The organism is Enterobacteriaceae bacterium ESL0689, from assembly GCA_029433525.1.
Lineage (GTDB): Bacteria > Pseudomonadota > Gammaproteobacteria > Enterobacterales > Enterobacteriaceae > JAQTIF01.
Window position 1 is genome coordinate 1,221,555 of sequence record JAQTIF010000001.1, and the last position, 13,443, is coordinate 1,234,997.

The 13,443-nt window shown below is 48.1% G+C and carries 13 protein-coding genes; 9 read left to right on the forward strand and 4 right to left on the reverse strand.

Annotated features, from left to right (window positions below; genetic code table 11):
* Positions 1–6: 6 nt before the first annotated feature.
* The 6 genes from lepB (at position 7) to acpS (ending at position 4,716) form a co-directional block, all read left to right on the forward strand.
* The gene (lepB, locus tag PT300_06015; GenBank protein ID MDF7680184.1) at positions 7–966 is read left to right on the forward strand and encodes a signal peptidase I; all 960 of its coding nucleotides are present in this window, start codon (positions 7–9) and stop codon (positions 964–966) included.
* A gap of 281 nt (positions 967–1,247) precedes the next feature.
* Complete coding sequence (gene rnc / locus PT300_06020) at positions 1,248–1,928, forward strand: ribonuclease III (GenBank protein ID MDF7680185.1); 681 nt, start codon at positions 1,248–1,250, stop codon at positions 1,926–1,928.
* A complete protein-coding gene (era, locus tag PT300_06025; protein ID MDF7680186.1) occupies positions 1,925–2,830 on the forward strand; it encodes a GTPase Era in 906 nt (301 codons plus the stop codon). Before rnc ends, era begins: the two co-directional genes overlap by 4 nt.
* Positions 2,831–2,842: 12 nt before the next feature.
* Positions 2,843–3,574, forward strand: coding sequence for a DNA repair protein RecO (recO, locus tag PT300_06030; protein MDF7680187.1), 732 nt, complete (start codon positions 2,843–2,845; stop codon positions 3,572–3,574).
* A gap of 21 nt (positions 3,575–3,595) precedes the next feature.
* Entirely contained in the window at positions 3,596–4,327 is a 732-nt protein-coding gene (gene pdxJ, locus PT300_06035) for a pyridoxine 5'-phosphate synthase (GenBank protein ID MDF7680188.1), read from the forward strand.
* Entirely contained in the window at positions 4,327–4,716 is a 390-nt protein-coding gene (gene acpS / locus PT300_06040; GenBank protein ID MDF7680189.1) for a holo-ACP synthase, read from the forward strand. The genes pdxJ and acpS overlap by 1 nt, the downstream gene beginning before the upstream one ends.
* Before the next feature lie 9 nt (positions 4,717–4,725).
* Here the strand turns inward: acpS and PT300_06045 are convergent, their stop codons facing one another.
* From PT300_06045 to PT300_06055, 3 genes are all read right to left on the reverse strand, one after another.
* Positions 4,726–4,986, reverse strand: a complete 261-nt coding sequence (locus PT300_06045; GenBank protein MDF7680190.1) for a YfhL family 4Fe-4S dicluster ferredoxin — start codon at positions 4,984–4,986, stop codon at positions 4,726–4,728.
* A 276-nt stretch (positions 4,987–5,262) separates the two neighbouring features.
* Positions 5,263–5,541, reverse strand: a complete 279-nt coding sequence (locus PT300_06050) for a hypothetical protein (protein MDF7680191.1) — start codon at positions 5,539–5,541, stop codon at positions 5,263–5,265.
* A gap of 39 nt (positions 5,542–5,580) precedes the next feature.
* Positions 5,581–6,066 carry a glycerophosphodiester phosphodiesterase family protein gene (locus PT300_06055; GenBank protein ID MDF7680192.1) on the reverse strand — a complete coding sequence of 162 codons (486 nt, stop codon included), beginning with the start codon at positions 6,064–6,066 and terminating at the stop codon, positions 5,581–5,583.
* A gap of 761 nt (positions 6,067–6,827) precedes the next feature.
* Here PT300_06055 and PT300_06060 point away from each other — a divergent pair.
* From PT300_06060 to tadA, 3 genes are all read left to right on the forward strand, one after another.
* Positions 6,828–9,569 carry a DUF2339 domain-containing protein gene (locus PT300_06060; GenBank protein ID MDF7680193.1) on the forward strand — a complete coding sequence of 914 codons (2,742 nt, stop codon included), beginning with the start codon at positions 6,828–6,830 and terminating at the stop codon, positions 9,567–9,569.
* Complete coding sequence (locus PT300_06065) at positions 9,566–10,969, forward strand: DUF3999 domain-containing protein (protein MDF7680194.1); 1,404 nt, start codon at positions 9,566–9,568, stop codon at positions 10,967–10,969. The genes PT300_06060 and PT300_06065 overlap by 4 nt, the downstream gene beginning before the upstream one ends.
* Positions 10,970–11,169: 200 nt before the next feature.
* Positions 11,170–11,676 carry a tRNA adenosine(34) deaminase TadA gene (tadA, locus tag PT300_06070; protein ID MDF7680195.1) on the forward strand — a complete coding sequence of 169 codons (507 nt, stop codon included), beginning with the start codon at positions 11,170–11,172 and terminating at the stop codon, positions 11,674–11,676.
* On the opposite strand, the gene mltF is transcribed toward tadA, so the two are convergent.
* Positions 11,658–13,214 (reverse strand): membrane-bound lytic murein transglycosylase MltF, encoded by a 1,557-nt coding sequence (gene mltF, locus PT300_06075; protein MDF7680196.1) that lies wholly within the window; start codon positions 13,212–13,214, stop codon positions 11,658–11,660. The genes tadA and mltF overlap by 19 nt on opposite strands.
* Between the last annotated feature and the right edge of the window lie 229 nt (positions 13,215–13,443).

Consider the following 13,443-nt stretch of genomic DNA (forward strand, 5'->3'; position numbering starts at 1 on the left):
GTTGTTATGGCTAATATGTTTGCCCTGATACTGGTCATCGCAACCCTGGTGACGGGGGTTTTATGGTGCCTGGATAAATTTATCTTTGGCTCTAAACGACGCCGGTCACAGCCCGTTGTTACGCCAGAAAATGATCAACCGACAAAAAAAACACCAGAAAAAGCAGGCTGGCTGGAAACGGGAGCGTCAATATTTCCGGTTCTGGCGGTTGTCCTGGTGATTCGATCATTTATTTATGAGCCATTTCAAATCCCTTCAGGATCGATGATGCCCACATTATTAATAGGGGATTTTATTCTGGTGGAAAAATTTGCTTATGGTATTAAAGATCCTGTCTTCCAGAAAACATTGATCGAAACAGGGCATCCACAGCGTGGTGATATCGTGGTCTTTAAATATCCCGAGGATCCGCGTCTGGACTATATCAAACGTGCGGTGGGGTTACCGGGAGATAAAATAAGTTATGATCCTGTGGAAAAACAACTTACGATTCAGCCGCATTGTCCTTCTGGTCAGGCCTGTAGTGATACGTTGCCGATCACTTATTCTCATGTCGAGCCGAGTGATTTCGTCCAGACATTTTCCCGCCAGAATGGCAGGGAAGTCACAAATGGATTCTGGCAACGGCCAAAAGAGGAAAATCAGACAGATGGCATCCGCCTGACAGAACGTAACGAGACACTGGCTGAAGTGACTCATCGTATTCTGACGCTTCCTGTGGTGCAGGATCAGGTTAATCTCTATTACCGTCAGCCTGGTCAGCCGATAGCAACCTGGATCGTACCGCCAGCCCACTATTTCATGATGGGTGATAATCGTGATAATAGTGCAGACAGCCGTTACTGGGGATTTGTACCAGAAGCGAACCTGGTCGGTAAAGCGACGACTATCTGGCTGAGTTTTGAAAAACAGCAAGGGGAGTGGCCAACAGATATCAGATTATCGCGAATTGGCCGCATTCACTGATGCGCTGCTTGACTCACGCTATCAACGAAATATTGATAGCGTGAATTATTTCGTACTTAAATCTCTCCGGACTAACGACAACCTTTAACATAGCGTATAGAATGTTTCTCCGAAAATCAGGTTGTCTCTCATGAGAGAGACACTGCACACGAAACCGCGCTGGTTAATTCGATTCTCAGCCATTCAGGTTGCCAGAAAGTGCTAAGACAGACGTACCAGCGATCTCAAACAAGATCGGTTTCGTATGCTGTATTGTGGACGCATTCACTTATTGGTAAAGCATGAACCCCATCGTAATTAAACGGCTTCAAAGGAAGCTGGGCTATACTTTTCATCATCAGGATCTATTACAGCAGGCATTAACCCACCGCAGTGCCAGCAGCAAACATAATGAGCGCCTGGAGTTTTTAGGCGATTCGATATTGAGTTTTGTTATCGCGAATGCGCTCTATCATCGTTTTCCACAGATCGACGAAGGTGATATGAGTCGTATGCGTGCAACGCTGGTACGCGGCAATACGCTGGCGGAAATCGCCCGCGAGTTTGAATTAGGCGATTGTCTGCGCCTTGGGCCAGGTGAGTTAAAAAGTGGTGGTTACCGCCGGGATTCGATTCTGGCGGATACCGTCGAAGCGTTAATTGGTGGCATTTTTCTCGATAGTAATATCCAGAACATTGAGCATCTGATCCTGAACTGGTATCAAACGCGTCTGGCTGAGATCAGCCCAGGAGATAAGCAAAAAGATCCGAAAACGCGATTACAGGAGTATCTGCAAGGTCGTCATTTGCCGCTCCCTGCTTACCTGGTGGTTCAGGTTCGGGGTGAAGCACATGATCAGGAATTCACCATCCACTGTCAGGTCAGTGGTCTGGAAGAACCGGTGGTGGGTATCGGTTCCAGCCGACGTAAGTCGGAACAGGCGGCTGCCGAACAGGCACTAAAAATACTGGGGCTGGAATGAGCGTCGAGAAAAAGCACTGCGGATTTATTGCGATAGTCGGGCGTCCGAATGTAGGTAAATCTACATTATTGAACAGATTACTGGGACAAAAAGTGTCTATTACTTCCCGTAAAGCGCAAACAACCCGTCATCGTATTGTCGGCATCCATACGGAAGGGTCGTATCAGGCCATCTATGTTGATACGCCAGGCTTGCATATCGATGAAAAACGGGCGATCAACCGTTTGATGAATAAAGCAGCCAGCAGTTCTATTGGTGATGTTGAGTTGATCATTTTTGTGGTCGAAGGGACTCACTGGACAGCGGATGACGAGATGGTGCTCAATAAGCTGCGTGACAGTAAAGTGCCGGTTATCCTGGCGGTGAATAAAGTAGATAACGTTCAGGATAAAGCGAAATTACTGCCACACCTGCAGTTCCTCGCCAAACAGATGAATTTTCTTGATATCGTTCCTATCTCTGCAGAGACAGGCATGAATGTCGATATCATTGAGAAAATTGTGCGTGAACACCTGCCACAAGCGGAGCATCACTTCCCGGAAGATTACATTACTGACCGCTCTCAGCGCTTTATGGCCTCTGAAATTATCCGTGAGAAACTGATGCGCTTTCTGGGTGAGGAGCTCCCTTACTCTGTCACGGTAGAAATCGAACGTTTCCAGACTAACGAGCGTGGCGGTTACGATATTAACGGTTTGATTCTGGTTGAACGTGAAGGGCAGAAGAAAATGGTAATTGGCAGTAAAGGTGCCAAAATTAAGACCATCGGTATTGAAGCCCGTAAGGACATGCAGGAATTATTTGGCGTTCCTGTGCATCTTGAATTATGGGTCAAAGTCAAATCGGGCTGGGCTGACGATGAGCGTGCGTTACGCAGTCTCGGTTATGTTGACGATCTCTGAGTTGCCTGACTAATGGATGGCTGGCAACGCGCTTTTATCCTGCATAGCCGTCCCTGGAGCGAAACCAGTCTGATGCTGGACGCCTTTACCGAAGCGTCCGGGCGTGTCTGTCTGGTGGCGAAAGGGGCGCGTGCCAGACGATCCAGCCTCAAAGGTGCGCTTCAGCCTTTTACGCCGCTGTTATTACGTTTTAGTGGTCGTGGTGAAGTGAAAACACTACGCAGTGCAGAGGCGGTCTCGCTGGCCCTGCCTCTCAGCGGCATTGCACTTTATAGTGGCTTATATGTGAATGAGCTGCTTTCCCGTGTGCTAGAGCAGGAAACCTGTTTTTCGGCACTCTTCTTTGATTATCTGCACTGTTTACAGGCGCTGGCACAAGGGAATGGCTCGCCGGAGCCGGCATTACGTCGTTTTGAACTGATGCTACTGGAGCATCTGGGCTATGGCGTTGATTTCCTCCATTGCGCTGGCAGTGGAGAAAGAGTCGATGATACGATGACCTACCGTTACCGGGCAGAAAAAGGTTTTTTTGCCAGCATAGTCATTGATAACAATACATTTACCGGGCATCATCTGAAGGCACTGGCAAATCGCGAGTTTCCGGATAGTGATGCATTACGTGCTGCCAAACGCTTTACCCGTCTTGCCCTGAAGCCATATCTGGGTGGTAAGCCATTAAAAAGTCGGGAATTCTTTCGCCAGTTCATACCTGCTAATACGCAGGGTACGAACAGAAGACAATGATTAATAAGGAACAAGAGTGTCATGGCTGAATTATTGTTAGGGGTTAATATCGACCATATTGCGACCTTGCGTAACGCGCGTGGTACGACTTACCCTGATCCGATACAGGCTGCTTTTATTGCTGAGCAGGCGGGTGCGGATGGTATTACGGTCCATCTGCGTGAAGATCGTCGCCATATTACTGATCGTGACGTTCGTCTTTTACGTCAGATACTGCATACCCGAATGAATCTCGAGATGGCGGTGACCGAAGAGATGGTGAATATCGCCTGCGAAATTAAGCCTCATTTCTGTTGCCTGGTCCCGGAAAATCGCCAGGAGGTGACAACTGAGGGGGGGCTTGATGTTGCTGGACAGCATCAGAAAATACAGGATGTCTGCCAGCGTCTTGCCCAGGCCGGGATTCAGGTTTCACTGTTTATTGATGCCGATCGCGGGCAAATCAAGGCGGCGGCTGATGCTGGTGCGCCTTACATCGAAATTCACACCGGTTGCTATGCCGATAGCACCACCGAAGCTCAACAAAAGAAAGAGCTGGAGCGTATTGTCGCGGCAGCAACCTATGCAACCAGCCTTGGATTGAAAGTCAATGCCGGGCATGGACTGACTTACCATAACGTGCAGGCGATCGCCCGTATTCCTGAGATACACGAACTGAATATTGGTCATGCGATTATCGCGCGTGCCGTAATGAGCGGCTTAGATCATGCTGTCAGCGAAATGAAACGCCTCATGCGGGAAACTCGTTCCTGATGGCTATCGTCGGACTGGGCAGTGATATTGTCGAAATCGCGCGGATTGAGGCGATCATCGCCCGTAGTGGTGATCGTCTGGCCAGGCGTATATTTCATGACAGCGAATGGGCAATATGGCAGCGCCATGCGCAGCCAGGTCGTTTTCTGGCGAAACGTTTTGCAGTAAAAGAAGCGGCAGCGAAAGCACTGGGTACTGGCATTCGCAACGGCCTGGCATTTCAACAGTTTGAGGTTTATAACGACGAGCTGGGAAAACCACGATTACGCTTATGGGGGGAGGCAAAAAAGCTGGCTCAGCGTCTGGGGATAGATCAGATGCATGTCACGCTGGCAGATGAACGCCATTACGCTTGTGCGACAGTGATTGCCGAAAGTAACTCTCAGTAACGCCAGCAGTCAGATCTTATCCGCGTGATACATTAAAACGAATTTATCCCATAATTGCTCTTCGCTCTCTCTGTGTGCCGGATCAGGGATGATCGTATTCGGAATAGGGCATACTTTCTGGCAGGTCGGTGTATCATAGTGGCCTCTGCACTCGGTGCAACGGTCACTATCAATTTCATAAACGCTGTCACCCATCGAAATAGCTTCATTGGGGCATTCCGGTTCACACATATCACAATTGATACAGCGCGCTGTAATTAATAAAGCCACTTCAGATAGTTACCTTTTTTTATCTTCTGTCATCAGGGGAGTTAGTGGCTGTATTCCTTGCCAGGATGAAGAACCTGCCCCATCGGACGATTCTGCTGACCTTTGGCCTGGGCCGTGCCCGAAATCCTCATGTACTACGTGTACGCTGCGATTTCTCCACGCTCTCCGTGTCCAGACTGGCTGCGTCAATAACACCTGTTGGGCCAGGCTCTCAGTGCCGCGCACTGTAACACAGAACCGCCAGAATCCCAATAAATGGGATATAATTAAGCAAAACTATCTGGCGGGAATGCGGTTATAGTACACACCATCGAGATAATCTCTGTTGGCTCGAATTTGATTATCGATTGACTCATCCGTACCGAAAAAATACATATAGACCTGTACACCGAACAGCCGGGCGATTTTGAGTTTTAACTTATCTTTCATCGTCACCGGGACACCAGTAACAATATAGTGAATATTATTCTTTTTGAGTGCCTTTATTTTAGGAATAAAAAATATTTTTGCCGCAGATGTTTTTGAAATTTTCGAAACAACACTATGATTAGCCATTCCACCATTGAATAATCCCCCGCCTTTTATTAATGAATCTTAAGAGAATAGCTCCATTTTTAAACGATTTTTATCGCAGAACAGGGATGTTATTCGTTGTGGAACGTCTATCTTGTCTGTTATTAATGTCGCATCCTGATGTTGGCTGAACCATTGATTAATATCTGCAAAATCAATACCCGTGTATTTGCCGAATATTTTATTTTTCTTAAAATCATCTAATGATGGCGGCAGTTCGTCGGTATATCCCGTGAATTCAGCCCACTGCTCCCATCCATGTACGGCAACCAGATGATGATCTTTAGTCTCTCTGATATCCAGCTCAAAATTTCGTGCTCCTTGTAGATATGAATGATTTAATGCTTCCAGCGAGTTGGTGTAAATATGGCCGTCAATTTCACCGCCAGAGTGTGCGATCACCACAATATCATTTTTATTTAGCGTTGAAATTATTAACTCCATATAAATATAGCTGCTGATTAACAACATGAAAAGGAAACAGAAAAATAGACCAACAACTTTCATTAAGAAATACCTGTTAGCAGAATATATAGATTTTGATAATATTTTATTGTGAATGGCCAGCTTGATCAAGTTGTTGTTTTAGACAATAGTTTAATAACATCAGTACACTATCGTTATATGACTTTTGGTTTTTTTTAATGAGTCATTAATATCGTGAATATAATCCATGCCGTTAAATTCCCACTAAGTGAAAGTATGTTATGAGGTTGTGTTTTATACGCAAAATTCATGTTCAGTGATTGATAAAGAGTAAATAATAAGGAAGTAGCAGAAAGATATGATAATTGATTAAATATTTTATTTATTGTTGATGGGAATCGCTTATGATAATTTTTGTTTAGATGGAGAAAAAAATTAATCGTGCTGTCAGAACTTCGCCGATGAACTGCTGTCTGATATTATCATCGCCAGCAAAGTCTCATGTGAATGATAAATTAATTAAAACCTGGAAGTCATATTTTATTAACATCTTGTTCATATATCAGGATTTGAGTAACGAAAATGTAAGGACAATCCTGGTTGCCTGTTCTGTTATCGGGGAACGGGTGTGTCAGATATCATTAGCGTTAGGATAATAGAGATAAAGCGTAATCTGGTTCTTAGAGTCTGATCCATTAGGCTATTTTACTTGTACTTGCCATTTTGGACCTGGGCAGTGTCCGAAACCTGTACGCTGTGGTTTCTCCGCGCTGTCCATGTCCAGACTGGCTGTGTCAATAACACCTGATGGATCAGGCGTTTAATACAGTGAAGGTGGAAACATGTTTGAGTGGTTGATTTTCTTATTCTTCGCACTGATGTCGATTCCCATTCTTGCGATTGTCGCGCTGGTACGTAGTTCAGCCATTCGTTCCGAGCTGGTTATGCTACGTCATCGGGTAAACAATCTTGAGCAACAAAGCAAACAGGACATCCCGTTGGCGCAGGAAATAGTGGCAGAACAGGCCGCTGAGCAAATCGCTGCCTTGCCCGAAGCCACCGCGCTGGTATCGGATGCGCCGGTGGTCTCTGTCGCAGATACCGTGTTGCCAGAGCCAGAGCCAGAGCCAGAGCCAGAGCCAGAGCCAGAGCCAGAGCCAGAGCCAGGGTCTGAGTCAAAACCTGAGCCGGAGGATGACCTGACACCTGAAGTCGTAGACCTCTGGAAGACGCAACCATCGCCGAAGCAAACGCCTGCATCCACCCCACCTGCTGAACAGCCTGCTATTTTAGGCGGTGTGATCATGTCACTGGTCCGCTGGTTCATGCAGGGTAACCCACTGGCTAAGCTCGGTATTTTACTGCTGTTTCTGGGTATCTCTTTTCTTCTGCGTTATACCGTAGAGCATTCCCACTTTCCACTTGAACTTCGCCTGGTCACCGCGGCGCTCATTGCGATGGGGTTGCTGGGCATTGGCTGGTGGTTACGCCGTAAACGTCCTGTCTATGCGTTAATTTTACAGGGCGGTGCGATTGGTGCGCTTTATCTCATTGTTTTTGGATCATTTCGTTTCTGGCAGATGATGCCAGTGATGATGGCTTTTGCATTGCTGTTGCTGATTTGTGCGGCGAGTGTAAGCCTGGCGATTCTGCAAAAATCACTCAGCCTGGCGATGATGGCAAGCCTGGGGGGCTATCTCGCACCGATATTGCTTTCGACCGGAAGTAATAACTATGTAGCGCTTTTCTCTTTCTATCTTCTGCTTTCTGTCGGTATTCTGGTTATCAGTATCTGGCAACGCTGGCGGCAGCTGAACATCCTGGGGCTGTTTTTTACCTTTGGCATAGGTGGGCTGTGGGGGCTGAGTAACTATCAGCCGGAAGATTATCTGAACTGCCAGCTTTTCCTGATTGCCAATATCATTATTTTCGGTGTCCTGACTCTCATTCTGTCACTCCGGGCAGAGGAAAAGGGTAACCGAATTATTGATGGTGTGTTGCTGTTTGTACCGCCGCTAATAGGTTTCGGGATGCAGTATGCGATAACCCGCCATATGGAGTATGGCCCCGCATTGAGCGCACTGGGTTATGGTGGTTTCTACCTGGCATTCGCCTGGCTGTCACTACGCTATTATTCTTCTCACGGTAGGTTGCTGGTACTGGCAACGCTGGCGCTGGGTGGAGCGTTTACAACACTCGCCATTCCACTGGCGCTTTCAGCCCATGCGACGGCAATGGCCTGGGCGCTGGAAGGCTTAGGTATCCTCTGGCTGGGGGTACAACAACAACAGCGGCGAATGAGTTACAGCGGTACGATGCTACTGGTACTGGCAGTATGCAGTGCTGTGGTGGTGCCACGATATGAAATAACGTTCCTTTCTCTGAGCCTGGTGTTTATGGTTCTCAGCCTTTGCTGGCTGGCTGCGGGATGGCTATGGCGTTATATTAATCTGCAGGGTAGTTCACTATTAGTGAGCGGAGGGATACTCTTCTGGGTCATCGCCCTTCTCTTTATATCGAAACAGGTACTGAAACAACATTTTCTGGTCTCGTCGGGTGTCCTGGGATTAATGGCGATATCGTGCTGGCTATGGCGTACGGTTGCTGCTCGCCTCAGATGGAAGGAACTGGATATCAGCAAATGGTTGCTCTGGCCATTCATGTTTTTCATGCTGATGCAGCAACTTTCCCGACAACAGATTTTTACCGCAGGTTGGCAAAACCTCGCGTGGTGTCTGGCATTACCAGCTGCCGGGATGCTGCTCTGGCGTGATGACAGATCATTATCGTCATTATTCTCGAAGCTGCTGCATCTTTCTCTGTTCTGGATGATTTTACTAGCGCTGTCAGCGGAGCTTTACTGGTTTACACAGGGGTTGTCATGGGGGATGGCAGAATGGTGCAGCGGCCTGAGAATGGCGGCTGGTGGGCTCACTATTCTCCTCGTTTATGAAGCGGCTAAGCGACAAATCTGGCCATTCCGGGTTTGGCCTGCACTTTATACCTCTCTGGCGATGGCACCGATAGCAGTACCGTTAGCTATTATCCTGTTATTCGCCAGTTTTCAGGACGGAGTGGTTTATCATCTGACTTATCTGCCGCTGGTCAATCCTCTGGAGGAAGGGGCGGCTTTTGCGCTACTGGGCCTGATGGTGTTATATGTTGTTTCATTGCGCTATTTTCCGGAACAACTTGCTACCTGGCGTCCCTGGCCGGTTGTTGCATTACTGGCGATGAGCTTCTGGTGGCTGAATGGTGTTCTGCTACGGGCGTTAGCCTGGTACGGTGATATTAGCTGGCAGATAGAGGCACTCTGGCATTCGCGGTTGATCCAGGCCGGTCTTGCCCTGCTCTGGATGCTGACAGCGTTGGTGGTCATGCTACACGCAGCCGGTAGTCGTTCCCGCCGCGAATGGTTTTCCGGTGCGGTGCTGTTAGGTATTGTTATTATCAAACTTATTCTCGTGGACAGTGCGTCAGGGGGCAACCTGGCGCGTGCGGTCGCCTTTATTGGTGTGGCAATTCTGGTATTAATCGTTGGGTATTTCTCACCATTACCCCCTAAAGCTGGAGAAGAAAAATGAAGTGGCAGAATGCGCTGTTATGCAGCCTATTGCTGAGTGTAACGGGTGTGGCAATAAGCAATAATGAAGTGAAAACAGAGGATTCGCCGGCTAGTTATGCGACGGGAATGATGCTGGAGACGCAAGGCTCATCACCGTGGTATCGTGTTTCACTACCGCAGGTCGTCTATCAGACTACCGCCTGGCCGGACTTACGCGATATTCGGGTTTTTAACGCTCAGGGAGAGACCGTACCGTTCTCGCTAACGGTACAGAAAAACCAGCCGGTTACACCACCAACAGTCAGTTTGCGTCTTTTCCCGCTGGATATGTCCCCCCTTTCACCCCAGGAGAAAAAACAACATAGCAGGGATACTTTTGTTTTACGCTCAAAAGAGAATGTCACTATTTACTTACCCGGCGATGATCTCCAGGGGACCGATTTTCAGAGCTATTTACTGACCTTACCGGAGGAGATGAAAACACCATTTTCATTAGCGCAACTACAGCTAAACTGGGCGCCGCTAGCTGATAACTGGCAAGGAAAAGCATCGGTTTATGCCAGCCGTGATTTACGTTACTGGCGAGCGGTACAAAAAGAGGCACCGTTAATGGATCTGACGCGTGATAATGACCACCTGAAAATGAATGTCATCACCACCAGTCTGAATTTATCGCCGGAAGATTATCGCTACCTGTTAGTGGTCGTTAACTCAAAAAGTCCAGCATTCACGCTAAAAGGTGTGGATGCGATGGCGGAAAGTAGCAAGCCAGAATCAAGACGTATCGCGATTGATGCTGAAGCGAATAAGATTTCAGATAATGAAGTCATCTGGCGATGGAAGCAGCCACAGCCTCTGGCTTCACTCAGGATCGTACTGGAAAATGATCATGTTTTACCGATAGAGCTGGCCTGGAAAAGCGAGGAAAAAGCAAACTGGCAACCCTTAGCAAAAACCGTACTGTATCATCTTGATGGCAAGCATTCACCCGACATTCCTCTTTATGGTGAATGGGTGGCGGCGGTCAGGATGACCACTATTAACGCCAAATTACCGGAAGTGCTACCGGTATTGAGCGGCGAACGTAACAGTTATCAGCTGGTATTCAATACGCAAGGTAAAGGACCGTACATGCTGGCATGGGGCAACCGGGCAGCACAAAAAGCGGATGTCGAGCTTAACCAGTTAATTCCGTCATCGTTACATCAATCACAGGATGTGGATAACCTGCCGTGGGCCAAGCCGCAGGAAAAAGTTTCGCTCGGAGGGGAGGCACGGCTGACAGCCATCTCCGCAGCTGAGCAACAACACCAGTGGCAAACGTGGCTGGTATGGATCGTACTGATATCCGGTGTGATCGGTCTGGCACTGATTGTATGGCGCATCTGGTGTGAAGTGAAAAAGAACGGAACACTGTAAGGGATGATTGACCGCTGCGGTTATCTTCAGCACGCTATCGGATGGTGCCGGAAGAGGCCCGGCTGGTCATCCGGATAGCGCATTGCGGACATATTGCTCCACTTGTGCCTCTTCCTCTCACCCATTCGCGGGATAGCGTATGTCATCGCGAATGGGTTCAGTTATAATGCGCCGCCGATATTTCTCCAGGAGTGGCTGTTTTGTCTGTCTATGATCACAATGATGAGTACTGGATGCATTATGCACTGGCGCTGGCGAAACGCGCCTGGCAAGAAGGTGAAGTCCCTGTCGGTGCCGTGCTGGTCTGTAATAATCAGGTGATTGGTGAAGGCTGGAACCGACCTATCGGACATCATGATCCTACCGCACACGCAGAGATTATAGCGCTACGCCAGGGCGGCGAGACTGTGCAGAACTACCGCCTGCTCAATACAACTCTATATGTGACGTTAGAGCCCTGTGTGATGTGCGCGGGCGCGATAGTTCACAGTCGTATTTCGCGGCTGGTTTTTGGTGCGCGTGATACAAAAACAGGGGCTGCCGGTTCGTTAATCGATATTCTGCGCCACCCGGGGATGAACCATCAGGTGGTGATTGATGGGGGCGTGCTGGCAGAAGCATGTTCAGGTATGCTCAGCGATTTTTTTCGCTGGCGACGGCAAGTGAAAAAAGAGGATAAAAAAATAGCTCAGGGCAGAGAAGAGTAGTGTCTTAGGCGGGAAGTTCTGAACTTCGCGTTGCTGATTAACGTCGCAGTATGCCAGCTTTTATCCAGTTCTTCTGGCTGCACGGTGGGATAACCTTTGGCCAGTGTCTGCCGCCATTCATTCTTTTTCTCTTTTTCCGCCAGATAGCCTGTCAGGCTGATGTGGTATTTGCGAATATTCTCAACATAAGTGTAGGCCTGGTTGCCGCGTGCATAACCATATTTCAGAGTACTGTAATAGTTTTTCTGGCTGAGCAGGGGCAACCGTTGTTTTACATCTGCCCAGCTATCGGGATTACCTTGTTGTTTTTTGGTCAGCGCGATAGCGTCAAGAATATGGGCATAACCCATATTATAAGCCGCCAGAGCAAACCAGATACGCTCTTCCTGAGCAACGGAATCGGGCACCTTATTCATCATATCCTGCAAATAGCGCATTCCCCCGTCGAGACTTTGCCGGGTATCAGTACGGTCAGTCAGTCCCAGACTCTGTGCGGTATTGCGGGTGAGCATCATCATGCCACGCACACCGGTTGGTGAGGTGGCTTGTGGGTCCCAGTGTGACTCCTGCCATGAAATAGCGGCCAGAAGACGCCAGTCAATCTGGCTGGCATAATGCTCAAAAAGGGGCTGCAGATCGGGCAACATATTTTCGACCGCATGTAAGAATGTACGTGTATCGATATAATCGAAACTATTCCCGTGGCCGAAATATTTTTCTTCCAGTCGCACCAGAGAGCCATCTTCATTAATCATATTAAAGAAATCGAGTATGGCGGCGGACAACGAGTTATCTTCGCTTTTAGCGCTAAACCAGGTAACCGGTTGTTCATCGCTGATATCCAGCGCCACCGCCAGATCGGGATGCACGCGCTGGAATAAACTGATGGCTAGTGAATCGGCGATAGTGTAATCCAGCTCACCATCAATCACCGCTTGCATCAGTGCTGTGGCTCCCCGCTTTTCATCAATGTGCCAGTTGATATTGGGGTACTTATCTTCTTTTAACGCTTGTAAATCATTAATCGCCACATGACCAGGAGCAATAACCAACTGGCCGGGTGACAGATGGTTGAGGTCGCGAGGGCGCAATCTACCAACCCGGTAGACCAGTTGCTGTGAGACGGAATAGTAGCCCGGCCCCGGTTGATAGTTTTTTATTCGCTCTGAGTTATATACCAGTCCAGCGGCCAGTATATCGGCGTGACCATTATCAAGATCATCGAATATCTGGCTGATATTTTCCCGCACCTGCACTTTCAGCCTGACACCAAGATAGTCGGCGAATCGCTTCGCCAGCTCGTAATCCAGTCCATAGGCGATATTATCACGGGCATCAAAGGTCAGGGGAGAGTGGGTGGTACTAATACGTAATTCTCCACGGGCCATAATTTCCGCAACATGATTCTCTGGTTTTCCGAGCCACGGAAGAGAAGGCCACAAAGCGGCCGCCAGCAACAGAGAAACAATGCTGATAAGAAGATAATTAATTTTTAATTTTTTCAGAAGGCTAATTTTCTGCAGTGCTGTATTCCTCAGCGGGCGATAAGCGGAAAAGTAAACAGGTTCTTATTAATCAGGCGATATTTTGCTTAATAATGCGCCACCTGGCAACTTATTCGCGCACAGTCTGACAAAAAACACTCAGAGAATCATCTGCTTTTATTTTGACGCAAACGGTTTCGTCGTGATGCCAGATTCACTATAATAGGGCCGATTTCTTCCTCAGACGCGATTAAGAGCCTGGCCCATTAGGCTATTTTACTTG